This window comes from Bradyrhizobium sp. UFLA03-84 (genome assembly GCF_002289535.1).
GTDB classification, from domain to species: Bacteria; Pseudomonadota; Alphaproteobacteria; order Rhizobiales; family Xanthobacteraceae; genus Bradyrhizobium; species Bradyrhizobium viridifuturi.
Window position 1 is genome coordinate 653,004 of sequence record NZ_NSJY01000013.1, and the last position, 25,681, is coordinate 678,684.

Annotated in this window: 24 protein-coding genes; 8 read left to right on the forward strand and 16 right to left on the reverse strand. The window is 65.0% G+C overall.

What is annotated here, in order from left to right:
• Window positions 1-9: 9 nt before the first annotated feature.
• The 4 genes from CK489_RS17185 to CK489_RS17200 form a co-directional block, all read right to left on the reverse strand.
• Entirely contained in the window at window positions 10-828 is an 819-nt protein-coding gene (locus CK489_RS17185; protein ID WP_050627095.1) for a helix-turn-helix transcriptional regulator, read from the reverse strand.
• A gap of 138 nt (window positions 829-966) precedes the next feature.
• The gene (locus CK489_RS17190) at window positions 967-2,217 is read right to left on the reverse strand and encodes an ABC transporter substrate-binding protein (protein ID WP_050627096.1); all 1,251 of its coding nucleotides are present in this window, start codon (window positions 2,215-2,217) and stop codon (window positions 967-969) included.
• Between the two features lie 77 nt (window positions 2,218-2,294).
• Window positions 2,295-2,600, reverse strand: coding sequence for a hypothetical protein (locus CK489_RS17195; protein WP_095733070.1), 306 nt, complete (start codon window positions 2,598-2,600; stop codon window positions 2,295-2,297).
• Between the two features lie 2 nt (window positions 2,601-2,602).
• On the reverse strand, window positions 2,603-3,376 hold the full coding sequence (locus tag CK489_RS17200; RefSeq protein WP_050627097.1) for an SDR family oxidoreductase: 774 nt from the start codon (window positions 3,374-3,376) through the stop codon (window positions 2,603-2,605).
• 135 nt (window positions 3,377-3,511) lie between these two features.
• On the opposite strand from CK489_RS17200, the gene CK489_RS17205 reads away from it, so the two are divergent.
• Window positions 3,512-4,420 (forward strand): LysR family transcriptional regulator, encoded by a 909-nt coding sequence (locus tag CK489_RS17205; protein ID WP_095733674.1) that lies wholly within the window; start codon window positions 3,512-3,514, stop codon window positions 4,418-4,420.
• 37 nt (window positions 4,421-4,457) lie between these two features.
• Here CK489_RS17205 and CK489_RS41390 read toward each other — a convergent pair whose 3' ends face one another.
• The 4 genes from CK489_RS41390 to tuf all read right to left on the reverse strand — a co-directional run bounded on the left by CK489_RS41390 (window position 4,458) and on the right by tuf (window position 9,057).
• On the reverse strand, window positions 4,458-4,619 hold the full coding sequence (locus tag CK489_RS41390) for a hypothetical protein (RefSeq protein WP_158226463.1): 162 nt from the start codon (window positions 4,617-4,619) through the stop codon (window positions 4,458-4,460).
• A 206-nt stretch (window positions 4,620-4,825) separates the two neighbouring features.
• Window positions 4,826-7,096 (reverse strand): TonB-dependent receptor, encoded by a 2,271-nt coding sequence (locus tag CK489_RS17210; RefSeq protein ID WP_095733071.1) that lies wholly within the window; start codon window positions 7,094-7,096, stop codon window positions 4,826-4,828.
• Window positions 7,097-7,244: 148 nt separating this feature from the next.
• The gene (locus CK489_RS41760) at window positions 7,245-7,664 is read right to left on the reverse strand and encodes a DUF2946 family protein (RefSeq protein ID WP_063781806.1); all 420 of its coding nucleotides are present in this window, start codon (window positions 7,662-7,664) and stop codon (window positions 7,245-7,247) included.
• 187 nt (window positions 7,665-7,851) lie between these two features.
• A complete protein-coding gene (gene tuf / locus CK489_RS17220; RefSeq protein WP_095733072.1) occupies window positions 7,852-9,057 on the reverse strand; it encodes an elongation factor Tu in 1,206 nt (401 codons plus the stop codon).
• A 360-nt stretch (window positions 9,058-9,417) separates the two neighbouring features.
• Here tuf and CK489_RS17225 point away from each other — a divergent pair, with 360 nt between their 5' ends.
• Both CK489_RS17225 and CK489_RS17230 read left to right on the forward strand, forming a co-directional pair.
• Window positions 9,418-10,038, forward strand: a complete 621-nt coding sequence (locus CK489_RS17225; RefSeq protein WP_095733073.1) for a hypothetical protein — start codon at window positions 9,418-9,420, stop codon at window positions 10,036-10,038.
• A 91-nt stretch (window positions 10,039-10,129) separates the two neighbouring features.
• Complete coding sequence (locus tag CK489_RS17230; RefSeq protein WP_158226464.1) at window positions 10,130-10,903, forward strand: SDR family NAD(P)-dependent oxidoreductase; 774 nt, start codon at window positions 10,130-10,132, stop codon at window positions 10,901-10,903.
• Window positions 10,904-11,126: 223 nt separating this feature from the next.
• Here the strand turns inward: CK489_RS17230 and CK489_RS17235 are convergent, their stop codons facing one another.
• From CK489_RS17235 to CK489_RS17250, 4 genes are all read right to left on the reverse strand, one after another.
• Window positions 11,127-13,670: a TonB-dependent receptor gene (locus tag CK489_RS17235; RefSeq protein WP_283807277.1), complete on the reverse strand. Its 2,544-nt coding sequence runs from the start codon at window positions 13,668-13,670 to the stop codon at window positions 11,127-11,129.
• Between the two features lie 253 nt (window positions 13,671-13,923).
• Window positions 13,924-14,598 carry an RraA family protein gene (locus tag CK489_RS17240; RefSeq protein ID WP_095733075.1) on the reverse strand — a complete coding sequence of 225 codons (675 nt, stop codon included), beginning with the start codon at window positions 14,596-14,598 and terminating at the stop codon, window positions 13,924-13,926.
• A 32-nt stretch (window positions 14,599-14,630) separates the two neighbouring features.
• Window positions 14,631-15,656 carry an amidohydrolase family protein gene (locus CK489_RS17245; protein WP_095733076.1) on the reverse strand — a complete coding sequence of 342 codons (1,026 nt, stop codon included), beginning with the start codon at window positions 15,654-15,656 and terminating at the stop codon, window positions 14,631-14,633.
• 33 nt (window positions 15,657-15,689) lie between these two features.
• Window positions 15,690-17,018, reverse strand: a complete 1,329-nt coding sequence (locus CK489_RS17250) for an MFS transporter (RefSeq protein WP_095733077.1) — start codon at window positions 17,016-17,018, stop codon at window positions 15,690-15,692.
• 201 nt (window positions 17,019-17,219) lie between these two features.
• Here CK489_RS17250 and CK489_RS17255 point away from each other — a divergent pair, with 201 nt between their 5' ends.
• Both CK489_RS17255 and CK489_RS17260 read left to right on the forward strand, forming a co-directional pair.
• The gene (locus CK489_RS17255) at window positions 17,220-18,155 is read left to right on the forward strand and encodes a LysR substrate-binding domain-containing protein (protein WP_050627106.1); all 936 of its coding nucleotides are present in this window, start codon (window positions 17,220-17,222) and stop codon (window positions 18,153-18,155) included.
• A 208-nt stretch (window positions 18,156-18,363) separates the two neighbouring features.
• The gene (locus CK489_RS17260) at window positions 18,364-18,732 is read left to right on the forward strand and encodes a hypothetical protein (protein ID WP_502694124.1); all 369 of its coding nucleotides are present in this window, start codon (window positions 18,364-18,366) and stop codon (window positions 18,730-18,732) included.
• A 9-nt stretch (window positions 18,733-18,741) separates the two neighbouring features.
• Here the strand turns inward: CK489_RS17260 and CK489_RS17265 are convergent, their stop codons facing one another.
• Complete coding sequence (locus CK489_RS17265) at window positions 18,742-19,455, reverse strand: type 1 glutamine amidotransferase (protein WP_095733078.1); 714 nt, start codon at window positions 19,453-19,455, stop codon at window positions 18,742-18,744.
• Between the two features lie 85 nt (window positions 19,456-19,540).
• On the reverse strand, window positions 19,541-20,515 hold the full coding sequence (locus CK489_RS17270; RefSeq protein ID WP_050627108.1) for a hypothetical protein: 975 nt from the start codon (window positions 20,513-20,515) through the stop codon (window positions 19,541-19,543).
• A gap of 409 nt (window positions 20,516-20,924) precedes the next feature.
• Between CK489_RS17270 and CK489_RS17275 the strand changes: the two genes are divergently transcribed.
• Entirely contained in the window at window positions 20,925-21,464 is a 540-nt protein-coding gene (locus CK489_RS17275) for a cytochrome b (RefSeq protein WP_095733079.1), read from the forward strand.
• A 15-nt stretch (window positions 21,465-21,479) separates the two neighbouring features.
• Here the strand turns inward: CK489_RS17275 and CK489_RS17280 are convergent, their stop codons facing one another.
• A complete protein-coding gene (locus CK489_RS17280; protein ID WP_050627110.1) occupies window positions 21,480-21,968 on the reverse strand; it encodes an Lrp/AsnC family transcriptional regulator in 489 nt (162 codons plus the stop codon).
• A 126-nt stretch (window positions 21,969-22,094) separates the two neighbouring features.
• Between CK489_RS17280 and ald the strand changes: the two genes are divergently transcribed.
• Window positions 22,095-23,210: an alanine dehydrogenase gene (ald, locus tag CK489_RS17285; RefSeq protein WP_095733080.1), complete on the forward strand. Its 1,116-nt coding sequence runs from the start codon at window positions 22,095-22,097 to the stop codon at window positions 23,208-23,210.
• A gap of 133 nt (window positions 23,211-23,343) precedes the next feature.
• Here the strand turns inward: ald and CK489_RS17290 are convergent, their stop codons facing one another.
• The gene (locus CK489_RS17290; protein WP_050627112.1) at window positions 23,344-24,132 is read right to left on the reverse strand and encodes an IclR family transcriptional regulator; all 789 of its coding nucleotides are present in this window, start codon (window positions 24,130-24,132) and stop codon (window positions 23,344-23,346) included.
• Window positions 24,133-24,277: 145 nt separating this feature from the next.
• On the opposite strand from CK489_RS17290, the gene leuC reads away from it, so the two are divergent.
• A complete protein-coding gene (leuC, locus tag CK489_RS17295) occupies window positions 24,278-25,681 on the forward strand; it encodes a 3-isopropylmalate dehydratase large subunit (RefSeq protein ID WP_095733081.1) in 1,404 nt (467 codons plus the stop codon).

Sequence of the window (25,681 nt, forward strand, 5' to 3'; positions counted from 1 at the left end):
GGAACTCGCTCACGGCCGCAACACCTTGGCGGCGCGGCGATAGTCGGTCGGGGCCATACCGACATTGGCGGCGAAGAAGCGGGTGAAGCCGCTCTGCGAGGAGAAGCCGAGGTCGAAGCCGATATCGGCGATCGGCGCTTCAGTCGCCACCAGCGCATCCAACGCCTGCTCCATGATCAGCGTGTTCATGTAGAGGTGGGGGGTGACGCCGGTCTGGGTGCGGAACAACCGGTAGAAATGCGGCCGCGACAGGCCCGCTTCGCGCGCGATCGCATCGAGCTCGATCTCGGCGCCGGGGCTTTCCGACATCAGCTTGATCGATTTGCGGACGCGGAAATCGGTCACCGCGGCAGCGGCAGGTGTGCCTTCGGCCGCCTGCCAGCTCTCCTCGTAACAGGAATCGATCAATTGCCTGAGCTCGCAATCGAGGCTGCGCAGCGACGGCGCGCCGCACACCAGTGCTGCGGTGCGGCGGATCAGCCGGTCGAGCGCCTCGGTGCGCGGAAAGAAAGTGCGGCCGAACCGCATCGCCTGCGCATTGGCGCCCTGCGGCGCGAACCATTCGGCATTGACATAGAGCACGAAGAAGATCGCGCCATGGTCCATGTCGGTCGGCAAAAAATTATGCGGTTCCCACGGGTTGACCGCGACCACGGTGTCGTCCTTGAGCAGCAGGCGCTGCTCCGACACGTCGATCTGCGCCGGCGTGCCGCCGACATGAAAGATCAAGTGCCCTTCGCGGTGCGCATGCACGTTGAAGGGACGGTTCAGCTGATAGACCGTCGCGCGACCGAACCGGCCGTGGAAGACGGCAAGCGCCCTGCTCATGCCTCCCCTCCCGCGGGATGTTCTTGTCTTTTCGACAAGCGTTCATCATCCGCCCGCGGAAAGCAAGGGCGAGCAGGGCTTTCGATGCAACCGCGCGCCTTCGTCACGGCTGGCTTGCTCGCACCTGCAACAAATACGTCAGTACTTCTTGCACTCCGGAACCGTGCGGCTCGGCAGGCCGATCTTGGCGAACACAGCCGGATCGTAGCCCAGCGTCTGGTTGACGTTCGGGATCACCTTCACGACCTTGCTGAACAGCGCGCCCTTGCCGTCATCGACCACCTCGGTGACGAAATTGGTGCCGATCGCCTGGCGGTTGGCGTCGAGCTTGATCTTGCCGTTCGGGGCGTCGATCTCGATCTTCGCCAGCGCGTCCTTGAGCTTGGCCTGGTTGTTGGAGAGGTCGCCATTGACCTGCCGCAGCGCCAGGATCAGCGCCATGGTCGAGCCGTAATAGTTGGTGGCGAGCAGCGACGGGCTCGGGAAGCGTTTGTTCTCCGGGAACGAGTCCTGATAGGCCTTCACGAATTTCTGCCAGCCCGGATCCTCCCAGGTATCGGCCTGGCCGCTCGCGGCGATGGTGCCGATCAGCGCATTCTTGGCGCTGCCCTTCGACGACAGGATGGTCTGGTCGATCATGATGGAGCCGCCCATCAGATGCGCTTTGCCGCCGGCCTGCTGATACTGGTTGAGGAAGTTGACAGCGTCGGCGCCGCCGAGACCGAGATAGATCGCATCGACATCATCGGGAAGTGCTGCGATCACCGAGGCGAAGTCCTTGGTGCCGAGCGGCACCCATTGCCGGTTGGTGACCTGGCCGCCGGCGCCGCAGAATTCCAGCACCAGGCCGAACACCTGGGTGTAGATGAAGGAGTAATCCTCGCCGACGGTCGCGATCTTGCGATAGCCCTTGGTCTCATAGGCGTATTTGCCGAGGCCGACCTGCCACTGCGCGCCGTCCATGTTGTAACGGAAGAAGTTCGGCGCCGGATCGACATAGGTCGTCTCCTGCGCGCCGGAGGCGGCGTTGACGAAGGTCAGCTCCGGATGGGTCTTGGCAAAGTTCTTCACCGCGATGCCTTCGTCGCCGGACAGCGGCGACAGCAGGATCTGCACCTTGTCCTGCTCGATCAGCTTGCGCACTGCGCGCACCGCGGAGTCCGGCGTCGCGTCGGTCGAGGCGACGATGAATTCGAGTTCCTTGTCGCCGACTTTCTTGCCGAGCACGTTGAGCGCCGTCTGGTGGCCGCGCATGCCGTCTTCGCCGAGCACCGTATAGGTGCCCTCCAACGTTGCAGTGACGCCGACCTTGATCTTTTCCTGAGCGAACGCCGTGCCCGAAAGCAACAGGCTGCTCAACGCAATCAGTCCCAAACTGCTTTTCAACATCGCTCTCCTCCCTCTGTGTTGTCGCCGGCGTCCACGTGGCGAGAAGGCTGATGGGCGTCCGGTTGTTGCCGGCAAAGCTAGCCGAAGGGAGGCGCGGCGCGGATGTCGTCGCGGCGGTGTGGCTTAACGGGCAGTCTCATTTTGATTGTTGCGCCGCAACGAGTTTCGCGGCGCAATGTCGCGGCGGTGTGTTCGGTGTCGGTGTCATCACCCGCGAAAGCGGGTGATCCAGTATTCCAGAGGCTGTAGTGCTTGAGCTGAGAGGCCGCGGCGTACTGGATCGCCCGGTCAAGCCGGGCGATGACAGCAGTGGTGTCGACACACTTCGCGCTCTCGCAACTCGGACGGAAGGGCGGACGCTCACGCCAGCTCCAATCCGCCATTGTCACTTCGTCGTGTAGCCGCCGTTGACGAGGATGGTCTGGCCGGTCATCCACCAGCCCTCCGACACCAGCAGACGAATCCAGGGCACGATATCTTTGATGTCGGTGAGGCCGGTTTTCGAGAAGCCGGACAGCGCAGCAGCCGATTTGTGATAGGCGACTGCGTCTGCGCCTTCGGCCGGATAGAAGAACGGCGTGTCCATCGGGCCCGGGCCGATGGCGGTGACCGAGATGCCGCGGGCGCCGAACTCCTTCGATGCCGCGCGCGTGAAATGCTCGACCGGCGCCTTGGTGCCGGCATAGGCGGCATAGAACGGCGTGTAGGCGCCGAGCAGCGACGTCACCAGCGTGCAGATCTTGCCGTTGTCGTTGACGTGACGGCCGGCTTCCTTGAGGAAGAAGAACGCGGACTTGGCATTGACCGCGCTCATCGCGTCGTACTCCGCCTCCGTGATCTCGACCATCGGCTTCTTCAAGACCTTGCCGACGGTGTTGATCGCGATGTCGGGACGGCCGATCGCGCCGACGGCATCAGCGAACAGCTTCTCTATCGCGCCCGATGTCGTGAGGTTGGCCTGCAAGGCGACCGCGTTGGCGCCGGCAGCCTTGATCGCAGCGACGGTCGCGTCGGCATAGGCCTTGGTTGCGGCGCTGTTGTAATGGATCGCGATCGCCTTCGCGCCGTGGGCCGCGAGATCGCGTGCGATCAGGCCGCCGAGATTCTTGGCGCCGCCGGCGATGATGACGGTCTTGTCCTTGATGCGGTGGTCGGTCATGGCGTCGCTTCTCCAGATCGTGCGGCCGCGCGCTGCGGCGGCTTTCTGGAGACAACGATATCGTCTAGGATTTGCCGATAAAGCTGTGCATTCTGACGTCACTTGTCAGGAATGGCGAACAATCGGGGCGCGATCTTGGACCGCATCGACCTCTTCCGCGTCTTCCTCCGCGTCGTCGAGTGCGCGAGCTTTACCCGGGCGGCCGACACGCTCGGGCTGCCGCGCTCGTCGGTCTCGTCAGCCGTCGCGGAGCTGGAGCAGCGCGTCGGCGCCCGGCTGCTGCATCGCACGACACGGAAAGTGTCGCCGACGCATGATGGCGCGGCATTCTACGAGCGGTGCCTGCGCGTCGTTGCCGATGTCGAGGAAGCCGAGACCCTGTTCCGCCAGACCGCCGCCGAACCGTCGGGCCGGCTCAGGGTAGGCGTGCCCGGGCGGATCGGACGCCTGATCATCGCGCCGGCGCTGCCGGCCTTCCTCGATCGCTATCCGCAGATCGACATCGATCTCGGCGTCACCGACCGCGCCATCAACCTGATCGAGGACTCCGCGGATTGCGTCGTGCGCGTCGGCCCGCTCGGCGATTCCGGTCTGATCGCGCGGCCGCTCGGCAACCTCACGCTGATCAACGTCGCGAGCGCAGAATATCTCGCGCGCCACGGCACGCCGCAGACGCCGGACGATCTCGGCACGCACTGGGCGGTCAACTACGCCTCGCCGTCGACCGGCCGCATCGAGGAGTGGGAATGGCATGAGCAGGGCGCGGCGCGCACCATCGCCATGCGCGGTCGCGTCACCGTCAACAGCGCCGAGGCCTATATCGCCTGCTGCCTCGCCGGGCTCGGCCTGATCCAGATTCCCGCCTACGACGTGAAGCGGCATCTCGATGCCGGAGACCTCGTCGAGGTGATGCCGCAGCACCGTGCCATGCCGATGCCGATGACCTTGCTCTATCCGCACCGCCAGCATCTGTCGCGACGGCTGCAGGTGTTTGCCGATTGGCTGACGGCGCTGTTGAAGGAGAAGCTGCTTGTCGCGGGCTAGAGCTTCGGCGTGATGCCGACGTCAAGGCGGTGGCGCCTCATCGCCTGCCGTTGGCGGCGCGGACCTGCTTCGTCGCGCGCTTCACATCGGCCTTGGGCTGGAAAAACAGGCCGGGCGCAACCGAGACCAGTCCGAAGGTCATTCCGAGGAATGCCAGGAACGTATCGAGATAATTGATCTCCATTTCAGTTGTCTCCATTCAGTTTGCACCGGGCTTACCCGGTGCAATGCGTTCGATCTACCTAGATATGGTTAGATACATTGCTCGGTACAATAGAAAGATTGATCTCGGAGCAATACTTTAAGTGCTCCGCGTCCAGGCCGCCATCTGCCCCTGAATCGGCAGCGCAAGCCGGGCCGCCCGAACGCAAGGGGCCGGCGGCGAGCCTTGGAGCCTTGGCCGCATCAGAACTTCTGCGTGATGCCGGCATAGACGCCGCGGCGCGGACCGTATTGGGGGGCGAATACGCCGATGCCGGAGCCGTCGCGGATCTGGTAGACGGTGTCGAACAGATTGACGACGTCGAGGCGCAGCGTGGTGGGCTTGTTCGGCGCGACGATGTTGAAGTCGTGCGAGACGCCGAGATTGACCTGGGTGTAGGGGGGCACCGTGCCGGTGTTGGCAAAGCCGTCGCGCAGGCCTGAACCATAGATCAGCGACGCGCTGAACTTGGTGTCGCGCCATTGATACCAGCCGCCGACCGATGCGGTCAGCGTCTGGGCATGGTCGGTGTTGACGTAGTTGTTGGCGATGTAGGCCAGCTCGTCCGGATCGAACAGATACTGGTTCGACACCACGTTGGTGGCGACCTGTCTTGCGATCGCGACATTGCCGTAGAGATGCAGATTGTCGTGGTCGTAGGTCGCTTTCAGCTCGACGCCCTCATTGGTGCCTTTCGCATAGTTGAAGGCGGTCAGCACATAGGCCTGGCCGAACTGGCCGTCGTCGAGCAGGTCGGTCGCGATCTTGTAGTAGGCGTCCATGCCGACCTCGAGCCCGGGGATCGCATAGACCTTCTGCGTGACGCCGACGTCGAACACGTGCGAGCGCTCCGGCAGCACGGGATCATTGGCGGTGACCCCCGGCTGGGCCGTCGTGTTCTGTACCAGCGAGAGGTTGGTCGGGGCTGCCAGCACCTGCTCGGGCGGCGTGAAGTTGCGGGCATAGCCTGCGTGGAAGGTGGTGCCGTCGGTGGGCTTCCATGTCAGGCTGATCCGCGGGCTCAGCTGATTGGCGTCGACATATTGCCACATCTGATCGAAGCGCAGGCCGGCGTTGAGCGTGAGCTGGTTGGTGATCTTCCATTCGTCGGCGATGTAGGTGGAGAACAGATATCCGGTCTTGGCGCTGGAATCGAACACCGAGAGCGGCGCGTCGATCGGATTGCCGGCGTCGTCGAGCGGCAGCACGGTCGAGCCGTTGTTGACCAGCGAGCGCTCGGCGCTGACGGCCATGCCGAACTTCAGCGTGTGCGCGAAGCCGAGCCGGTAGGACGTGTCCTCCTGGATGCCGTTGATGAAGCTCTGGCGGTAGACATCCGAAGCCACGCCGTTGAACACGAGATCGCCGATCGGGTCCGGTATGAAGTGCAGTTGGCTGTAGCGGTTGAAATAGGCGATCTGGTAGTCGAACCCATCGCCCGACTTCTGATAGGCCACGACGTTGAACTGGTTGAACTCACGCTGCCGCTCGTTGAGCAGCGCGGAATCGAAATTGGAGACGCCGTAGGCGGTGAAGGCCGGCGGCTGGCCGGGATTGTTCGGGATCTGGTAGGCGCCGTTGGAGACGCCGCCGATATAGGTCAGCCGGCTGGTCGGATCGATCGCCGTCGAGACATAGGCAAAGCCCTTCTCCTGATCGGTCCGGTCGTGGATTGCATTGTAGGCCGGTGTCGGATTCTCGATGCCGACATCGCTGCCGAAATAGCGGCCAGAGATGTAGTACTGGGTCTGTCCGACCGCGCCGCCATAGTCGACGCTGGTGGTGAAGTTGCCATGGCTGCCGCCATAGACGCTGATGCTGCCGGAATTGTTGAAGGCATCGGTCTTGGTCTGGATGTCGAGCACGCCGGCGGTGCGCAGGCCGTATTGCGCGGGCAGCGCGCCGGTGATCAGCGCCATGCTGCCGACGATGCCGGTATCGATGATCTGGCCGAAGGCGCCGACGCCGTCCGGCAGCATGATCCCGTTGATGCGGTATTGCAGGTTGGCGTGCTCGTTGCGCACATGTAGTTCGCCGCTGGCGGCCGAGTCCTGCGAGACGCCGGGCGCCTGCAGCAGCGCCTTGTCCAGCGTGGTGTTGGTTCCCTGGGGCAGCGACTGAAGGAACTGCTGGCTCATCTGGTAGCTGTTGGCGCCGGTCGGTGCGAGCAGCGCGGCGCGGGCCTGGTCGAGCCGCGTGTTCTGACTTGCGACGGCTTGCGCCTGCGTCTGCTCGGGAGATTCGGACGTGGCCGCTACCGCGCCGGTTCTGCGCGCGCGGTGACCGCCTCCGGCCGCAACGCGCGTCCTCGGCTTTTTCGGCCCCGAGGGCGTGGGGTGGCTCTTCGGCGCCGTCACCGTGATATCGGGAAGTTCGGTGGTCGGCGCCGTCGTCTGCGCGAACGCGGTGCCGTTCATCCCGCAAAACAAGAGTGAGGCCGCACCGGCGGCGCGTCGTCTGATATTTCCTGACATGTTGGTTGCCGATCTCGTCAGGCTGCGATCCGGATCCTTCCGAGGAAGGCGCGGTCGAGCCCGCCGTCGCTGCGCGACGGCCTGATTCACATCGATCAAACGGCAGCCGAGCTAACGGCCGCGTTCGAGGTTCAGTCGTGCCGGGATGTCAGGAGATCGGTGGCGCGCGCGGCTGATGATGCAGCCGGCCGATGTCGAGCGGAGCCGCATAAGTGTCGATGTGCCAGGAGAGCAGCGCTGCGGCATCCGGCAGCTGCAAGGGAGGCAGCGCCGGTGCCGGCACTGCCGAGTTGACCATCGCGACGACGGCGCAGATCGCGCAGAGGTCCGCGGCCTGATCGGAATCGGGGTTCGAACGCGGCGCGTCGCGCGAGGCGTTCTCGACATGCACCGCGAGCGAGGCGGCGACGGCTTCGATCGACGCATGCGACCGCAGCAACGACGCGTTGGTCGCCGCCTGTGCCGGCGCGATGGCATGAAAATGCCCGAACGACAGCACGAACTGGATCGACAGCGCCAACAGCGCCAGCCGAGCCCCGTGCCTGATGTTCGAACGAAACCACTTCATGACGACGCCATTCCGCGTCGGGGTCACAAGACGGACGGCGCATGCGACGCGGTGCCGCACATTTTCCAAAACGCGCCGGCCTGTCAATCCGCATTGCTGGGCAATGCGATCAATTTCCAGGCGATCGGACGAATCTGCAACATCGCGATGGCAAATGGGGGCCCGGCTTGCGCCGGGCCCCCATCCGTCACTCCACGATTTCGGTCACGACACCCGCACCGACGGTGCGGTTGCCTTCACGGATCGCGAAGCGCGAGCGCGCCTCGAGCGCGATCGGCTTGTTGAGTTCGATCGTGAACTCCGCGCTGTCGCCCGGCATCACCATCTCGGCGCCATTGGCGAGCTGGACGGTGCCGGTGACATCGGCAGTCCGGAAGTAGAACTGCGGACGATAATTGGCGAAGAAGGGTGTATGCCGCCCGCCTTCGTCCTTTGTCAGCACGTACACCTCCGCGCGGAAGGTCTTGTGCGGCGAAGCGCCGCCCGGATGCGACAGCACCTGACCCCGCTGCACCGTGGCCTTGTCGATCCCGCGCAGCAGGCAGCCGACATTGTCGCCGGCCTGCCCCTGATCGAGGACCTTGCGGTAGCTCTCGATGCTGGTCACGATCGACTTGCGCGTCTCGCCGAGACCGACGATCTCGACCTCGTCGCCAAGCTTGACGATGCCACGCTCGACGAGCCCGGTCACGACCGTGCCGCGTCCGGCGATCGACTGCACGCCCTCGATCGGCATCAGGAACGGACGATCGTTCGGCCGCTCGGGCAGCTCGATATAGCTGTCGAGCGCCTCGAACAGTTTGAGGATCGCCTGATCCGCCAACGGACCGCGCTCGCCGCGCAGCGCCTGCATCGCGGCACCGCGCACGACCGGTGCGTTGTCGCCGTCGTACTGGTACTTCGACAACAGATCGCGCACCTCGATCTCGACGAGATCGACGAGCTCCGGATCGTCCGCGACGTCGCATTTGTTCAAGAACACGACGATGCGCGGCACGCCGATCTGGCGTGCGAGCAGGATATGCTCGCGCGTCTGCGGCATCGGCCCGTCGACCGCGGAGACGACCAGGATCGCGCCGTCCATCTGTGCCGCGCCGGTGATCATGTTCTTCACATAATCGGCGTGGCCCGGGCAGTCGACGTGCGAGTAGTGTCGCGCCGCCGTCGAGAACTCGACGTGGCTCGTCGCAATCGTCAGGATCTTGGTATCGTCACGCGTACCTTGCGCGGCCGACGCCTTGGCAACGTCCTGATAGGAGACGAACGCGCCCCAGCCGTGATCGGCTGAAACCTTCGTCATCGCCGCCGTCAGCGTCGTCTTGCCATGATCCACGTGGCCGATCGTGCCAACATTGCAGTTGGGCTTGAGGCGGATGAACTTCTCTTTGGCCATGGGACACCTGTGGTGTTCGAGCTCCCGTGCTGGTTTGCTCGACTCGAGGCACCGCGAGAGCTCGTTCGGCGCCCGGAGCCGCTTCCGCTCCGGGCTGCCTCACATGTCAGGTGTGACGTTGGGTCAGGTCCAAAACGGAATAGCGGCGGACGAGGGCATTAGCCCTCCCGTCATCAGCACTGCTGCTCGCTGTGACTGCCGCATGTTGGAAACCTGGGTCGCTCGCTCTACAAAAGGAGGCGAGTACATAAGGGGTGGCCGCGCTGTTGGCAAGAGGCGCAGCGGTCGCGCCGAAGCGCGGCGCTGGCATTGCCGGCCTCCGGGGCGTATAGTTCGGTGGTACAGGTGACGGTCTCCCGAATGTCGATTTTCGCAAGCAAAACCGGTCTCGCAATCGTTGCAGCAGTGCTCTGCCTCGGCGCTCAGCAGGCCCATGCCCAGGCTGGCCCGGTGCGCTACTGGACCCCGGGCTCGCTGTTCGGCTTCGGCGGCAGCCTGGCCGATGGCCAGAAGGCGGACACCTACGGCAATTTTCCGAGCTTTGACGCCACCGCTGCGCAGGGCGGCGACTTCTCGTATCTGAACGGCCGGCCGGACGGCTGGTTCGTCGGCGGCGAAGGCGGCCGTGTCGGCTGGAACGGGCTCGGCCAATCGGCGGCATTCGGTGGGCTCGAATATCAGGGCGCGCAGGTGGGCTACAATTTCAAGGGCGTCGGCAATACGCCCGTAACGTTCTTCGCCGGCTTCGACTCGTTGAAATACAATCCGCCCGGCGCGGGCGGACCCCTGGCGCCGTTCAGCGGCAATCAAGGCGTCAACGCCGGCTATTCGGCGCGTGCAGGCGTCGAGTTCCGCCCGAGTTCGAATGTCAGCCTGTCGTTCGGAGCGAGCTTCACCCAGCAAGGGGCGGAGCGCATGGACAGCGACATTCATTCGCAGCTATTGCCCGGCCAGTCCCCGGTTCTGTTCGGCGGCCGCTAGCGCTTCAGCGCAAGACTGCGGCGCCGCGGTCCTGATTCAACCAATCTGCACCAAGAAGGCTCGGGCTCACGGGCACAATCAGGATCGAAACATGGACATGCAGGGCAAAATCGCACTCGTCACCGCCGCGGCATCGGGCGCCGGCCGCGTCGGCGCGCTCATCCTCGCGCGCGAGGGCGCGGCGGTTGCGGTCGTCGACCAGAACGAGGCCGGCGCGAAGGCGGTGGTCGACGAGATCAAAAAGGGCGGCGGGCGCGCACTGGCGCTGACCGGCGATTTGCGCGACGACAAGTTTTCGCGCGACATCGTCACGGCGACCGTCAAAGAGTTCGGTGCGCTCGACTGCGTGTGGAATCATCTCGGCATTCCCGGGCCGTCGGTGATCGACGATCTGGAAGGCTGGGATCTCAGCGTCGATCTCAATCTGCGCTCGCAGCTGATCACCACCAATGCGGCGCTCGCCCAGATGACGGCGCGGCGCAAGGGCAGCATCCTGTTCACCGCATCGACCTCGGGCCTGGTCGGCTCGCCCTGGAGCCCGACCTATTCGGCGGCCAAGGCGGGCGTCATTGGTCTTGCGCGGGCGCTCGCCAAGCGCCACGCCAAGGACGGCGTGCGCGTCAATGCGATCTGCCCCGGCGCGATCGACACGCCGATGCTGCGGGTGTTCGTCAACCGGCCCGACCAGCCTGGCCACAACGAGGCCGATCCGGAGGAACTGATCAAGGCCGCGGTCACCCGCAATCCGATGGGCCGCGCGGCGCGCCCCGAGGAGATCGCGGAGGTCGCGGTGTTCCTGCTGTCGGACAAGGCCTCCTTCGTCACCGGCATCGCGATGCCGGTCGACGGCGGGACGGTGGCGTGACGCACCCATGAATTGAAGTCGATCCGCAGCCCCAGAGGAACTGCGCCCCCTCTCCTGCTTGCGGGGGAGGGTTGGGGTGGGGGCTCTCTCCGCGAGTCACATTGCGGATAGAGCCTCCACCCGGATCGCATCTTTCGATGCGATCCGACCTCCCCCGCAAGCGGGAGAGGTGCAGCGAGTTCGCATCACGGGATCGCTTTAACTGACTTGATGACGCGCTAAACTAAAACTTCGCCCTGATGCCGGCATAGGCGGCGAGCGGCATGCCGGGCACGAAGGCGCGGGGATCGCTCAGCTGCGCCATCAGGTTGGCGCCGCCTCCGGCGCTGACAAAGCCGCCGGTCTGATAGAATGCGCCGCTCAGATAGTAATGCTGGTTGAACACATTGTTGATCAGGCCGAACACCTCGATGTTCTTCGTGACCTGGTATGACGTGTGGAGATTGACGACCGAGTAGGCCGGCACCTTCGGGCTCTGGTTGGTGTCGTCATGGATCAGCCACTGGCTGCCCACGACGTTGAGGTCGGCGCCGACCTTCCAGGCATCGGTGACGTTGTAGTCGACACCGGCCTTGAAGCGGTGAGCGGGAATGCCGGGGATGTGGTCACCGGGAGTCACGTTGACAAATTGCGCGCCGCCGTCGCTGGTCAGCGCGTTCGGATTGTTCGGCGAGGACAGCGTGATCGCGCTTTGATAGGTCGCGTTGACATAAGTGTAGTTGGCGTAGGCGTTCCATCGATCGATGCGATAGTCGAGCTTGGCCTCGATGCCCTGGCGCAAGGTCTGTCCGGCGTTCTGGAAGTATCCGAAATTGTTGACGCCGAGCGGGCTCGCCACCTGGATGATGTCGTCGTCCGACAAGGTGTGGAACGCGCCCAGCCCCCAGCTCAGCACGCCTGTCCTGGCATCGCGACCCCAGCTGCCGCGCAGGCCCGCCTCGACGGTGTGCGACACCACCTGCTTGAGCGGCGGGTCGGCCACCAGGAAGGTGTCGATCATGCAGGGATGGTTGGGATCGGAGCAGCCGAGCTCGAGCGGCGTCGGCGTGCGGTTGGCTTCCGAATAGCCGGCATAGGCGGTGAGGTTCGGCGTGATCTTGAAGGTGCCGCCGATCACCGGGTTGAAGCGCTGGAAGCGGTTGCTGCTGTTGAGCAGGTCGTTGGTGCCGGTCTGGTCCTTTAGATCGATCTGGGCGTAGTTGAAACGCCCGCCCGCGGTCACCGAGAACCTGTTGGTCACGTCGAACGTGTCGGTGAGGTAGACGCCGGTGTAGGTGTTGGTGGCGCGCAGATCGACCGGGCTGAGACCTGCGTCGGGCTGGTTGATGAAGACGCCGGTGCCGGTGACGAACAGGTTGTTGGGATCGATCGTGCCGAGCTCGCTGGTCGCCGTGAACTTGGTGTTGCCGTGGTCGACGCTGACACCCATCACGACGTGGTTGTCGTGCCCGAACAGCTGGTCCGAATTGGTCAGCTGCGCGGTGCCGCCGTAGCTGTTGGTCGCGGCCCGGTTGCGGTCGATTTCGCCGAGGAAAGCGTTGCCCAGCGTGTTCGGAACCGAGGGGCCTCCTGCGGGGCCGTAAATCGGAAGGTCGTCGCCGATACACAAGGTCGTGGGATCGTCACAGGGCGCAACGTCGGTGCCGTTGCCATCGACGTGGGTCTGCCGGAAGCCGCGGAAGTAGGCGTTGCCCTGGAACGACCAGGTGTCCGAGAAATTGTGGCTCAAGGTGGCGTTGACAAAGGCGAGCTGCAGCAGCGTCGATTGCGGCCAGGTGTAGACGCTGGACCAGCGCTGATTGAGCATCTCGACCGGCGTTGCCGCGACATTGCCGAGCAGGTTGCTGGCGCCGGTGAAGTTGACGTGGAATTCGGTCTGGTCGTTGCGGGCGCCGACGTCGATATACATCCGGTTGATGTGCGACGAATTGGCGTAGTCGCGCCAGCCGCGATCGTAAGCGGATTCGAACGCCGCATAGGCGGAGATGTTGTCCCTCTGGCCGCCGGCTTGCACGCTGCCCTGCACGCGACCGTTGGAGCCGCCGAACAGTTCGGCCTCGGAACCCTGATAGGTGAAGCCGTTCTTCATCTGGATGCTGAGCGCGCCGCCGATCGCGTTGAGGCCGAAGATGGGATTGTTGGGAACCAGCGAAATCCGGTCGATGGCCTTCTCCGGGATGAAATCCCAGTTGACCACGTCGCCCCAGGATTCGTTGATGCGGACGCCGTTCTGGTAGACCGCGATGCCCTGCGGCGTTCCCTGCACCGGCGAGGCGACGAAGCCACGGTAATCAAGCGTGCGCTGGAACGGGTTGCCGGTCTGATCGGTGAGCGTGACGCCGGGCAGCTTGCGATTCACCGAGTCCAGGAAGTTGGTCGAATAGTTGCGGCTGAAATCGGCCGAGGTCAGCACCTCGGTGTTGGACGGGACCTTGTCGCGGTCGAGCAGGCTCGAGTCGCGGTCGGACGGGCTCGGAACGCCGGCGCCGCCCTCAGGCGCCGCCGCGGTCTGTGCCGGCGCGGCCCGGGTTCGGGCGGTCCGCGAAGGCCGCGCCACCGGCTTGGCGGCGGGCTTGATGCTGCGCGTGCCCGACAGCGGCGAGGGAGCAATCACGGTGACCGGCGGCAGCTCAGCGGGAGCGGGGGTCTGGGCGCCCGCGGCCAGCGGCGCTGCGGCTCCGATGGCGGTGAGCACGGCCGCAGCGCCGCGCGTGTAGACCGAAGAAGACAGAAATCGTGTTGCCGCGCGCAACAACGCACCAGCCATGACGCCCACCCATTGTCGCGGTTCGGCTTTTTATCCCCGACGAACCCTGGCTTTGAGACTGCGGGAGCGGTGGAGCTTTGGCAAATGAGATGTGTCCCGGAGGTTCGGGATTCTTTTCCATCGGTCATCGGGAAAAATTCCCGATGCCCCGCGGGCGGGTGCGCGTAGCCGATACGGGCGGTGATTTCGGTCCAATTTGCGCGGATTGGTGCCCAAGAGGCAGGCATTCCTGCCCCCTGGGATCGATTCGAGGTCAGTCCTTGAACTCGCAGCCGAGCCGCTGCAGCGCCTCATCGACCCAGCGGCGGTCGCTGGTGCCGGCGAGGATTTGCTGGATGGCCTTCTCCTCGGTCGCCTTCTTGGCCTCGGTCAGCTTGCAGATCGCCTCGGCCTCGTCATGGGGCACGCAGAGCACGCCGTCGTCGTCGGCGACGATGAGATCGCCGGGCTCGACGATCATGCCGTCGATCGAGATGGCGCAATTGATCTCGCCCGGGCCGTCCTTGTAGGGCCCGCGATGGGCGACGCCGGCGGCGAATACCGGAAACGAGCCGGCGCGGATCGCGCCGGCATCGCGGATCGAGCCGTCGATCACGAAGCCCGCCACGCCCTTCTTCTCGGCCAGTGTCGACATGATCTCGCCGATGATGGCGTTGACCAGCACGCCGCCGGCATCGACCACGATGACGTCGCCGGGCTGGGCGAGGTCGATCGCCTTGTGCACCATCAGATTGTCGCCGGGCCGGGTCTTCACGGTCAGCGCCGGGCCGCCCAGCCAGCCGCCCTTATGCATCGGCCGCAGCCGGTTGGTGCCCGCGATCCGCGACATCACATCGCTGATATTGGCGACCGGAAGCGTGCGATAGCGCGCGACCAGGTCGGGCGAGACTTTCCGCTCCGCCTTGTGAATTGCAAATCCTATGGCCATCGGTTTTCTCCGGGGTCTGCTTGAGCGCGGATTCAGTGCGCGCGGCGGTCGAGATGGGCGTTGAGGCGAGGATAGACGCGGCGGGCATTGCCTTCAAAGATCTTGGCCTTGTCCTCGGCGCTGAGCGGCAGCGCATCGATGTAGCGGCGGGTGTCGTCGAAGTGATGCCCGGTTTCGGGATCGATGCCGCGGACCGCGCCGACCATCTCGGACGCAAACAGGATGTTCTCGACCGGGATCACCCGGGTCAACAGCTCGATGCCGGGCAAATGATAGACGCAGGTGTCGAAGAACACGTTCTTGAGCAGATGCTCCGACAGCGGCGGCAGCTTCATGTCCTGCGCGAGGCCACGGTAGCGGCCCCAGTGATAGGGCACCGCGCCGCCGCCATGCGGGATGATGAAGCGCAGGGTCGGGAAGCGCTTGAACAGGTCCGAGGTCAGGAACTGCATGAAGGCGGTGGTGTCGCCGTTGAGGTAGTGCGCACCGGTGCCGTGGAAGCAGGGATTGCAGGACGAGGAGACATGGACCATCGCCGGCACGTCGAGCTCGACCATCTTCTCATACAGCGGATACCACCACTCGTCGGTCAGCGGCGGATCGCACCAATAGCCGCCGGCGGGATCGGGGTTGAGGTTGCAGCCGACGAAGCCGAGCTGGGTCACGCAGCGCTCCAGCTCCTCGATGCAGTTCGCAGGCTTGGCGCCAGGGCTCTGCGGCAGCTGGCAGACGGGGACGAAATTCTGCGGGAACAGTGTGCAGACCCGGTGCACCAGGTCGTTGCAGATCGTGGTCCATTCGCGGCTGGTCGCTTCCTTGCCGACATGATGCGCCATGCCGGCGGCGCGCGGCGAGAAGATCGTGACGTCGGTGCCGCGCTCCTTCTGCAGGCGAAGCTGCGCGCCCTCGACGCTGGAGCGGATCTCGTCGTCGGTGATGCCGAGATTGGTGGTGAGCGGCCGGCGCGATCTGTCGGCGAGGCCGGCGAGCTGCTTGTCGCGGAAGATCTGCAGCTTGGCCGGCTCGGTGGTGTAGTGACCGTGACAATCGATGATCATGGTTGCGTCCTTATTACGTCCTTGGCAGGGGTGTCAGTGGGTGACGGATGACGGGATCGCGCCAGTCAATTCCGTCTCGCGCGGCTTGACGCGCATGGTGGTGGCGATGGCTGAGGCGACGAACAGGAAGCCGGCGATGCCGACCAGCGCCCAGGAGAAGCTTCCGGTGGAGTCCTTGATCAGGCCGATGCACCACGGCCCGATCAGGCCGCCGAACTGCGCCAGCGTGTTGACCATGGCGATCGAGGCGGCGCCGGCCGCGCCGGTCAGCAGCGAGGCGTTGATGCTCCAGAACAGCGGATTGCCGGCGTTGAGGCTGAAGCCGACGATGCAGAGGAATACGAAGGCCAGCACCGGGCTCGCGACATAGGCGCTGCCGAGCATCGCGACCGCGGCGAGCAGATAGACGGCCGCGAGATGAAACTTGCGATCGCCCGTCCTGTCCGAGCTGCGGCTGACCACGATGGTGCCGACGACGCCGAGCAGCGGCGGGATTGCCGAGAGGAAGCCGACCTGGATGTTGCTGAGATCGCCCATGCCCTTGATGATCTGCGGCAGCCACAGCAGCAGGCCATAGATGCCGACCAGCGCGCAGCCGAACAGCGCGGCCAGCAGCCAGACCCTGATATCGAGGACGCATTCGATCAACCTGTGCTGCCCCTGTTGCTCGATCTCGGCCCGCTCGGCGGCGAGCTCGCCCTCCAGCCAGGCGGCCTGCTCCTTGGTCAGCCAGCTCGCCTTGGCCGGGCGGTCGGTCAGATAATAGAGCGTGAACAGGCCGAGCAGAATGGTCGGCACGCCCTCGGCGATGAACATCCATTGCCAGCCATGCAGGCCGGCGGCGCCGTCGAGGAACGTCATGATGCTGGTCGAGATCGGACCGCCGGCTACGGCCGAGAACGAGCCGGCGATGATGTAGCCGGCAACCGCCCGGGCGCGATAGCGCGAGGGGAACCAGTAGGTCAGGTACAACACCACGCCCGGCATGAAGCCGGCTTCCGCGACGCCGAGGCCGAACCGCATCACGTAGAGGCTGAGCGGATTCCAGACAAAGGCGGTCAGCGTGGCGACGAGGCCCCAGGTGATCAGGATCCGCGCCAGCCAGATCCGCGCCCCGAGCCAGTGCAGCATCAGATTGCTCGGCACCTCGAGCACCATGTAGCCGAGGAAGAAGATGCTGGCCGCGAAGCCGAAGATCGCGGGGCTGAGGCCGAGGTCCTTGTTCATCGTCAGCCCGGCGTAGCCGAGGTTGATGCGGTCGAGATAGTTGAAGAACATCATGACAAACAGGATCGGGATCAGCCGCCAATAGACGCTGCGGATGGTTTGCTGTTCCAGCTCGCTGACGGACGCTTGGCCCATTGAAATCCTCCCTTGCTTTTTGTTATCGCGCCCGTGATCCGAACCGGGCGGAACGCCTGTTATTCGCGGCGATTTCGCATGGCTGACCGGCTGCGCGTATTGCCCCTTGGAGCATCCGCGTTTTGGCGCCAAGATCGGGAAACGGTCCTGGGAGGTCAAATACCGCTTTGACCCGTCACTTATAGGGAATCGGAATAAGCGATGGACTACAGGCAGCTTCGCTACTTCATCGCGGTGGCCGAGGAGCTCAGCTTCAGCCGCGCCGCCAAACGGCTGCATGTCAGCCAGCCGCCGCTCAGTACGCAGATCAAGGCGATGGAGGAGGAGCTCGGGACGCAGCTGCTGTCGCGGACGCGGCGTGCCGTCGAGCTCACCCAGGCCGGCCAGTTGCTGCTGGAGCACGCGCGGCGCGCCGTCAGCGAGCTCGACCTCGCGTCGGAGACCGTGCGCCGTGCCGCGCGCGGCGAGGCCGGCGCGGTCCGCGTCGGTTTCACGGATTCCGTTCCGATGCTCGACATGTTTGCCGAGCTGTTCCGCAGTTTCCGCGCCAGCTATCCGCGGGTGAAGATCGAGCTGCGGCACATGTCGACGGCGAAGCAGCTCCAGGCTCTCGCCGACGCCGAGCTCGATGTCGCGATCATGCGGCCGCCGCTCGACTTCCGGCCGGCTGCCGATCTGCAGGTTCATGTCGTCTGGCGCGACCGGCTGATGGTGTTCCTGCCGACCGATCATCCGCTCGCCGCCGCACCCGGCAAGCTCAGCGTTGCCGATCTTGCGGAGCACGAATTCGTCGGCATGGTCGAGAGCGGCTGCGGCGTCGGCGATCAGGCGGCGATGCTGTGCCGGCGTGCGGGCTTTGCCCCGCGTATCGCGCAGGAGGCGCACGAACTGCGCACCGTGCTTAGCCTCGTCGCGGCAGGGATCGGGCTTTCGATTCTACCGTCTTGCTATCAGCATGCCGGCGTTATGAACGTCGTCGCGAAAGCGCTGGACACGCTGGATGCCGAGAGCCGCATGCTGGTGGCAATGCGCTCGAACGCCTCGCTGCTGCCTCGCCGGTTCGTCGAATGCGCGTTGCAGGCGGCATCGCGCAGTGCGCCGCCGCTCGTTCCCGAGGTTGCCGCAGTCAGCCGGTGATCGAGCTGCGGTACGGCTTGAGCCGTACTGCGCACCCGACTTTCGTCGGCAGTAGTCTCCCGGAATGCGGTCTGGCGCTGCTTTTGCATACTTCAAGGGCAGGTGCTGGGGCGCCGATTCGTCGCGTTCTTGCCTGCGACGGCAATGTCGCGGACAAACAGGAGTGATGTGCGCCCGCAGCGGAATCGAGATCTGCGGAGATGAGACCATGCACGCCATCACGCGTGCGGCACTGCTGCTTGGGACGATGTGGTTGACATCCACGATGTGGACGACATCGCCGACCCTGGCGCGCGACGACGGCCGCTACGCCAATTCACCTTTAAAGCCCTGGTTCGAAAGCCTGCGCAGCAGCTATGGGCAATGCTGCTCGGACGCCGACGGATCTGTTGTCGCCGATCCCGATTGGGAGTCGGATCACGGGCATTATCGCGTCCATATCGACAATGAATGGGTCGTTGTGCCCGATGAGGCCCTGATCACCGAGCCGAACAAGGTCGGGCGCACCATGGTGTGGAAGCACTATATCGACGGCCATCCGCGCGTACGCTGCTTCATGCCGGGCAGCATGACCTGAGGTGTTGTCTCACACGGGCGTGCGGCGCGTGAGGAAGCGCGTCACGACGCCGCCGAGCGCAGCGTGGTCGAGCGGCCCGGCGAGCGAGGCCTTGGCGGTGTCGACCACGGCGTCCGGGGCGAGGCCGCGGCGCAGGTCGCACAACGCATCGGCATAGTCGGCGGTGAATTCCGGATGCGGTTGCACCGACAGCGTCGTGCCGTTGGCATAGAGCAGCCCGGCATGCGGCGTGAAGGCGGACGACATGATGGTGCGCGCGGAGGCGGGCGGGGTGATCACCTGGTCCTGATGCGAGGCGGCCACCGCGATCGTCTCGCCCTCGAGCAGGCCGTTGTCCGGTGCCAGTTGATAGATGTGCCGGCCGATGCCCCAGCCTTTGTCCGACTTGCGCACCGTGCCGCCGAGCGCCTGCGCGATCAGCTGATGGCCGAAGCAGATACCGACCATTGGAACATGCCTGTCATGGGCTGTGCGCACGAAGGCTTCGAGCGGCGCGATCCAGGCGACATCGTCATAGACGCCGGCCGCCGATCCTGTGATCAGGATCGCATCCAAATTGGCCGGATCCGGCAACGTCTCGCCCTTGGCGACGCTCACGACGTCGCAGGTCACCGACGGATCTGAATTGGCCACCATCCGCTCGAACATCTGCGGATAGCTGCCGTGGCGCTCGCGGAACTGCGGGCTGACGAGCCCGGTCTCGATGATGGTGATGCGGGGCATGAAACGCGCTGACGGAGGGGCGGGGATGCTCCTGCCTTTACTCCGAAAGCGCTCGCGGCCACAAGCCGCGCGCGGCTTGCTTCGATCAATTCTGCGACGGCGCCGCCGCGTCGATCGTCGCGGTGTGCTGCGCTGCCGATGCTGTGCCGGCGATCGCCGGTGACGTCGCCACGATTGCCGGTGCCGTGCTGACGATCGCGGGCTCGGTGCGGTAGCGCGGCAGCTGATCCTCGAGCGAATAGCCGACGCAGAGCGCGAGGCTCGACCACACCGCCATGCTGAAATACAGCGACATCCAGGCGATCTCCTCGCGCCACTCGGCGATGTCGTGGGTCACGACCCAGCGCCGGCTGACATCGCGCAGGCCGTCGAGCGGATGCAGCAGCGTGCCGCCTGCGGCAAGATTGGCGCGCCAGCGGTTCAGGTACATCGGGACGTCGACGGTCATCAGGAAGGCGAGGAAGGCGGCGATGCCGACGATCGCTGTGATGAAGGCCCAGCGCACCGGACCGTGAAACTCCGGCAGCAGCCGGCACAGCGCGATCCCGACCAGGAAGAACACCACGGCCCAGATCGAGTTCTCGATCGCGTTGCAGAGATAATGCGTGGTCAGCACCGCATACCAGGAGAAGCATTCCGCGATCACGATCAGCGGCACGATGATCCAGGCGATATTCACGGTGGTCTCGGCGCCGGTCATGGTGCCGAGCTGATGCAGGATGATCGCCCATTGCGCGGCGAAGCAGACCTCGGCGACGGTGGCGACGGTGCGGCCCACCATGACGCTCGACAGCCAGTGGTCGAACAGGCAGATGCGCTGTACGTCGGCGCGCGGCAGCACCGAACGGAAGGCGCAGCCGAACACATAGGCCGCGCACAGCAGCATCATCAGGCCGATGCCGGAGGTGTTGCTGAAGCTGCCGTTCGACTGCTCATGGAACTGGCGGTACAGCGCGAACCAGATCGCGATGTTGACGGCGCTGACGAAGCTCAGGAAGCCCCACCACCGGACCACTGGATTTGACCAAGCCAGCGAAACCGGCCGCGCCCGCCACTCCATGCTCATTCACCGCTCCGCGTGTAACCGAACTGATATTGAACTGTAGTAATTCTGTCATAGAAGGCCGCGAATCACGACTAAAAAATGCGTGTGGTGCAGGCCGGGCGGCTACGGGATTGTGACAGTGTTTGTGACAGCGCGGCGTTTGTGACAGTGAGCGAGCGGCGCGCCGATTGTGACAACGCGCAGCCCGCCAAACCCCTCTCTCGTCATTCTGGGCCCTGCGTGCTGCGCACGCATCCCGGAATGACGGTGGAGGGAGACGGGCTACCCAGGTTCACGATCGTGATCGAATATGACACCCGCGGCGGGTAGGCAGGCCCGGCCCGATCCTCTACAGAACGGCTTCCTCTTTCGGGCCGAACCCGCACGGGCTGGCTTCATGTGAAGGCACCCTGTGACGACGGATATGACGGCCAGCTACGACCCGCTGCTGCGCAGGATTCACTGGGCGACAGCGGTGCTGTTCATCGCCGCGATGTTGATCGGGCTGTATTGCGGGCTGCAGCCGGCCGGCACGTCGCCGCGGCGCGAGCTGCTCGAGGTGCACAAGTCGCTCGGCGTCACCTTGTTCTTCCTGGCGATCCTGCGGCTGATCGTGCGCGCCGCGACTACGGCGCCGCCCGAGCCGGCCTCGTTCTCGCCGCTGATCAGGATCGCGGCACGGCTCAATCACTGGGCGCTCTACGCCATCCTGTTCGTGATGCCGGTGACCGGATACATGTTCTCGTCGGCCGGCGGCTACTCGCTGCGCTATTTCTGGACCTTCAGCTGGCCGCGCCTGTTCGCCGACAACAAGTCGGTGGCGGAGGCGGGTGAGCTTGCACATGGCCTGCTTGCCTGGTTCGTCTATGCGGCGGTCGCGCTGCATATCGCCGCGACGCTGTGGCATGTTCTCGTCAAGAAGGATGAGACCCTGGCGCGGATGTGGCCGCGTGCGAGCCGCTGACGCCGCGATTGGCTTTCAGCCGCGCAACGCGGTCTCGGGAATGGTGCGGCGGACTACCTCGCGCATCGCGAAGCTGGAATGGATGCGCGCGACGCCCGGCATCCGCGACAGATGCTGCTTGTGGATGCGCTCGAAGTCGGCGATGTCGCGGGCGATGACCTGCAGATGATAATCGTCGCTGCCCGACATCAGATGGCACGACACGACGTCGGGACAGCGCGCGATCGCGGCCTCGAAGGCGGCGAGATAATCCTCGCTCTGCTTCTCCAGCGTGATGGTGACGACGACGGTCGTGACGAGGCCAAGCGCCGACGGTTCGAGGTCGACGCGGTAGCCGCGGATCACGCCGATCTCCTCGAGATGGCGGATGCGCCGCGCGCAGGCGGTCGGCGACAGCCCGACCTTCTCGGCCAGCTCGATCTGGCTGGCGCGGGCATCAGTGACCAGCTCGGCGAGGATTCTGAGATCGATACGATCGAGACCGTCCACGCAGTTTTCCTTCATTCGCTGAGCTTGCCGCGAAGGATATGAGCGTATTTGGCTGTGAGCAAGCCGGAATTCGCTGAGAAACGCCGTGTGACGGGGCATAGCCTTGTGGTTGGCGGAAACCAATTTTGCAAGGAGCGGACTATGCGCGTCGGCGTGCCCAAGGAAATCAAGATCGAGGAGTATCGGGTCGGGCTGACGCCGGCCTCGGTGCGGGAATATGTGGCGCATGGCCATGAGGTCGTGGTGCAGCGCGGCGCCGGCGACGGCATCGGGGCCGGCGACGACGCCTATACCCAGGCCGGCGCACGGATAGCCGACACCGCCGAAGAGGTGTTCTCCGTCGCCGAGATGATCGTCAAGGTGAAGGAGCCGCAGCCGTCGGAATGGATCAGGCTGCGCGAGGGGCAGATCCTGTTCACCTATCTGCATCTTGCGCCCGACGTGCCGCAGACCACGGGGCTGATCGCCTCCGGCTGCACGGCGGTCGCCTATGAGACCGTCACCGACGCGCATGGCGGGCTGCCGCTGCTGGCGCCGATGAGCGAGGTCGCCGGCCGCCTTGCGATCGAGGCCGCGGGCGCCGCGCTGCGCAAATCCGCCGACGGCATGGGCAAGCTGCTCGGCGGCGTGCCGGGCGTTCCGCCGGCGCGGGTCGCGATCATCGGCGGCGGCGTGGTCGGCACCCATGCGGCGCGGATGGCCGCAGGCCTCGGCAGCGACGTCACCATTCTCGACCGCTCATTGCCGCGCCTGCGTGCGCTCGACGACCTGTTCATCGGTCGCGTCCGCACCCGTTACGCCACACTGGAAGCGATCGAGCAGGAAGTCTTCGCAGCTGACGTGGTGATCGGTGCCGTGCTGGTGCCGGGCGCCAGCGCGCCCAAGCTGGTGTCGCGCGCGCAGCTCGCAGGCATGAAGCGCCGCGCGGTGCTGGTCGACGTCGCCATCGATCAGGGCGGATGCTTCGAGACCTCGAAGCCGACCACGCACCAGGCGCCGACCTATCTGGTCGACGACATCGTGCATTACTGCGTGGCCAATATGCCGGGCGCCGTGCCGGTGACCTCGAGCCACGCGCTCAACCACGCCACCTTGCCGTTCGGCCTGGCGCTGGCCTCGAAGGGACTGCGCGCGCTGGTCGAGGATCCGCATCTGCGCGCCGGCCTCAACGTCCATCGCGGCCGCATCACCAACCGCGCCGTCGCCGAGAGCCAGCATCTCGCGGCCGTGATGCCGGAGGAGGCGCTGGCGTCGTAACTCTTGCGAGCCCTCGCAATTTCTCCCGTTGTCGTTCCGGCTCCCGGGCGCAATTGCGCACCAGGCCGGGACGACATCGAACGTGTTGTGCAGTCGCGTAGCCATCCGCACGATGCTTACAGCTTTCGAGAAGTCATTTCTCGACGAACCTCGACCCGGCTCCATCTGCCAGTTCCTTCAGCCGGCTTTGCATCACTTCAATGATGTGCTCGCGCTTTGCTGCAATTCGCTCGATCGGGCCGCCGATGCCGATCGCCAGCGGAGCGCGTCGTTTTGGCAGGGGAACAAGCATGCCGATCGTGCTTGCACCTGGCGTCGTGCGGCCGCCCGACTCGGAGAAGCCGCGGCGGCGAATGCGCTCGATCTCCTCGAGAAAGGCCGCTTCGCGAACCCGCGCCGGCTGACTCGGCTCCTCGGCATTGTTGCGACGGATAATGCCGCGAATCCTGGTGTTCGGCATTTGGCTCAGCAGCACGTGACCGAGCGCGGTCCGAACCATCGGCCGTATTTGACCGGCATGCGCCGTGTACTGAAGCTGAGAGCCGCCGGGGACAACGTGCAGATATCGCATCCCGGCGGCGCCGGTCTGTTGCCCGAGCATGACGGTTTCGCCGCCCGTTGCGGTCCAGAGTTCCTCCATCAGATCGGTCAGCTTCTTGTCACGGAAGGGAGAACGACGGATCCAGTCACCGAGCAGATTGACCCGGTAGCTAGGGATGAAGCGCCGGGTCTTCCGCTCGTATTCGAGGTAGTTCAGTTCTACGAGGCTGCGCAGCAACACTGACGTGCTCGATTGGGGCATTCCCAATGCGGAAGCAATTTCAGTCATGGAAGCAGCCCGCTTCGTTTCCCGGAAGAACTCCAGAACTGCAAACGTCCGCATGGCCGATTTGACAATCGCCGTCTTACTCGCGTTCGGCATGGCTGTCTCCGCGGCGGGGCGGATCCCGCGCCTCCTTCACATATGTGATGTTAGGCCGGAACCGCTTCACTTGACGAGAACTTTGGCACAGATTGGCGCCAATTAGATCAAGCCCCATGGAAACGCACAGAGCAGGGGAAGGCGGATGCCCGGCCGAAGTTTGCTCGAGAAGATCTGGGATCAGCATGTCATCGCCCGTTTGAGCGAGGACACCGATCTCCTTCATATCGATCGTCATCTGTTGCACGATCTCGGCGGCTCGCGCGGCCTGCTCGATCTCAAGGGCCGAGGCCTCAAGGTTCACAATCCCGAACTGACGTTCGCGACGCCGGATCACGCATTGTCGACGGCGCCCGGCCGCGCCGGGACCAGCAAGATCGGCATGGAATTGCTGGCCGCGCTGCGGGTCGAGACCGCGGCGAGCGGCATCAAGCTGTTCGATGTCGATCAGCCCGGCCAGGGCATCGTCCATGTCATCGGGCCCGAGCTCGGCCTCAGCCTGCCGGGCGCAACGATCGTCTGCGGCGACAGCCACACCTGCACCCATGGCGGTCTCGGCGCGCTCGCCTTCGGCATCGGGTCGAGCGAACTCACCCATGTGCTGGCGACGCAGGCGCTGATCCAGAAGCGTCCGAAGACGCTGCGCGCGCGTTTCGAGGGCAAGCTGCCGCTCGGCGTCACCGCCAAGGACATGATCCTGGCGCTGATCGGCCATATCGGCGCCGCTGGCGGCACCGGCTACGCCGTGGAATATGCGGGGAGCGCGATCCGCGCGCTGCCGATCGAGGGAAGGCTCACGATCTGCAATCTCTCGATCGAGCTCGGCGCCAAGATGGGCATGGTGGCGCCGGACGAGAAGACCTTCGAATTCCTGCGCGGCCGTCCCTATGCGCCGCAAGGCGAGATGTGGGACCTCGCGGTGAAGGCGTGGCGCGAACTGCCGAGCGATCCCGACGCGGTGTTCGACCGCGAGGTCGTGATCGACGTCGAGAAGATCATCCCGCAGGTGACCTGGGGCATCAGCCCCGAGCATGTCGTCGGTGTCGACGGACGGATTCCTGATCCGAAGACCGTGGACGATCCGGCGCGTCGCGCCGCGATCGAAACCGCGCTCGAATATATGGGCCTCCAGGCTGGCGCGCCGATCGCCGGCACGCCGGTCGACTGGGTGTTCATCGGCTCCTGCACCAACAGCCGCTTAAGCGATCTCCGTGCCGCGGCCGAGGTCGCACGCGGCCGCAAGGTCGCCGCTGGGGTCCGCGCCTGGGTGGTGCCGGGCTCGGAGAACGTCAAGCGCGAGGCGGTCGCTGAAGGGCTCGACAAGATCTTCATCGAGGCCGGCTTCGAATGGCGCGAGCCGGGCTGCTCGATGTGCCTTGCCGCCAATGGCGAGGTGGTGGCGCCCGGGCAGCGCTCGGTCTCGACCTCGAACCGCAACTTCGTCGGCCGGCAGGGGCCGCGCGCGCGAACGCACCTGGCAAGCCCCGCGAGCGCGGCGGCCTCGGCCATTGCCGGCGCGATCGCCGATGTCAGGATGATGGGGCGTTGA

Coding starts and splice junctions, on each gene's coding strand:
- CK489_RS17185 (WP_050627095.1), bottom strand. CDS start 828: ATGAGCAGGGCGCTTGCCGTCTTCCACGGCCGGTTCGGTCGCGCGACG.
- CK489_RS17190 (WP_050627096.1), bottom strand. CDS start 2,217: ATGTTGAAAAGCAGTTTGGGACTGATTGCGTTGAGCAGCCTGTTGCTT.
- CK489_RS17195 (WP_095733070.1), bottom strand. CDS start 2,600: ATGGCGGATTGGAGCTGGCGTGAGCGTCCGCCCTTCCGTCCGAGTTGC.
- CK489_RS17200 (WP_050627097.1), bottom strand. CDS start 3,376: ATGACCGACCACCGCATCAAGGACAAGACCGTCATCATCGCCGGCGGC.
- CK489_RS41390 (WP_158226463.1), bottom strand. CDS start 4,619: ATGGAGACAACTGAAATGGAGATCAATTATCTCGATACGTTCCTGGCA.
- CK489_RS17210 (WP_095733071.1), bottom strand. CDS start 7,096: ATGTCAGGAAATATCAGACGACGCGCCGCCGGTGCGGCCTCACTCTTG.
- CK489_RS41760 (WP_063781806.1), bottom strand. CDS start 7,664: ATGAAGTGGTTTCGTTCGAACATCAGGCACGGGGCTCGGCTGGCGCTG.
- tuf (WP_095733072.1), bottom strand. CDS start 9,057: ATGGCCAAAGAGAAGTTCATCCGCCTCAAGCCCAACTGCAATGTTGGC.
- CK489_RS17225 (WP_095733073.1), top strand. CDS start 9,418: ATGTCGATTTTCGCAAGCAAAACCGGTCTCGCAATCGTTGCAGCAGTG.
- CK489_RS17230 (WP_158226464.1), top strand. CDS start 10,130: ATGGACATGCAGGGCAAAATCGCACTCGTCACCGCCGCGGCATCGGGC.
- CK489_RS17235 (WP_283807277.1), bottom strand. CDS start 13,670: ATGGCTGGTGCGTTGTTGCGCGCGGCAACACGATTTCTGTCTTCTTCG.
- CK489_RS17240 (WP_095733075.1), bottom strand. CDS start 14,598: ATGGCCATAGGATTTGCAATTCACAAGGCGGAGCGGAAAGTCTCGCCC.
- CK489_RS17245 (WP_095733076.1), bottom strand. CDS start 15,656: ATGATCATCGATTGTCACGGTCACTACACCACCGAGCCGGCCAAGCTG.
- CK489_RS17250 (WP_095733077.1), bottom strand. CDS start 17,018: ATGGGCCAAGCGTCCGTCAGCGAGCTGGAACAGCAAACCATCCGCAGC.
- CK489_RS17255 (WP_050627106.1), top strand. CDS start 17,220: ATGGACTACAGGCAGCTTCGCTACTTCATCGCGGTGGCCGAGGAGCTC.
- CK489_RS17260 (WP_502694124.1), top strand. CDS start 18,364: ATGCACGCCATCACGCGTGCGGCACTGCTGCTTGGGACGATGTGGTTG.
- CK489_RS17265 (WP_095733078.1), bottom strand. CDS start 19,455: ATGCCCCGCATCACCATCATCGAGACCGGGCTCGTCAGCCCGCAGTTC.
- CK489_RS17270 (WP_050627108.1), bottom strand. CDS start 20,515: ATGGAGTGGCGGGCGCGGCCGGTTTCGCTGGCTTGGTCAAATCCAGTG.
- CK489_RS17275 (WP_095733079.1), top strand. CDS start 20,925: ATGACGGCCAGCTACGACCCGCTGCTGCGCAGGATTCACTGGGCGACA.
- CK489_RS17280 (WP_050627110.1), bottom strand. CDS start 21,968: ATGAAGGAAAACTGCGTGGACGGTCTCGATCGTATCGATCTCAGAATC.
- ald (WP_095733080.1), top strand. CDS start 22,095: ATGCGCGTCGGCGTGCCCAAGGAAATCAAGATCGAGGAGTATCGGGTC.
- CK489_RS17290 (WP_050627112.1), bottom strand. CDS start 24,132: ATGCCGAACGCGAGTAAGACGGCGATTGTCAAATCGGCCATGCGGACG.
- leuC (WP_095733081.1), top strand. CDS start 24,278: ATGCCCGGCCGAAGTTTGCTCGAGAAGATCTGGGATCAGCATGTCATC.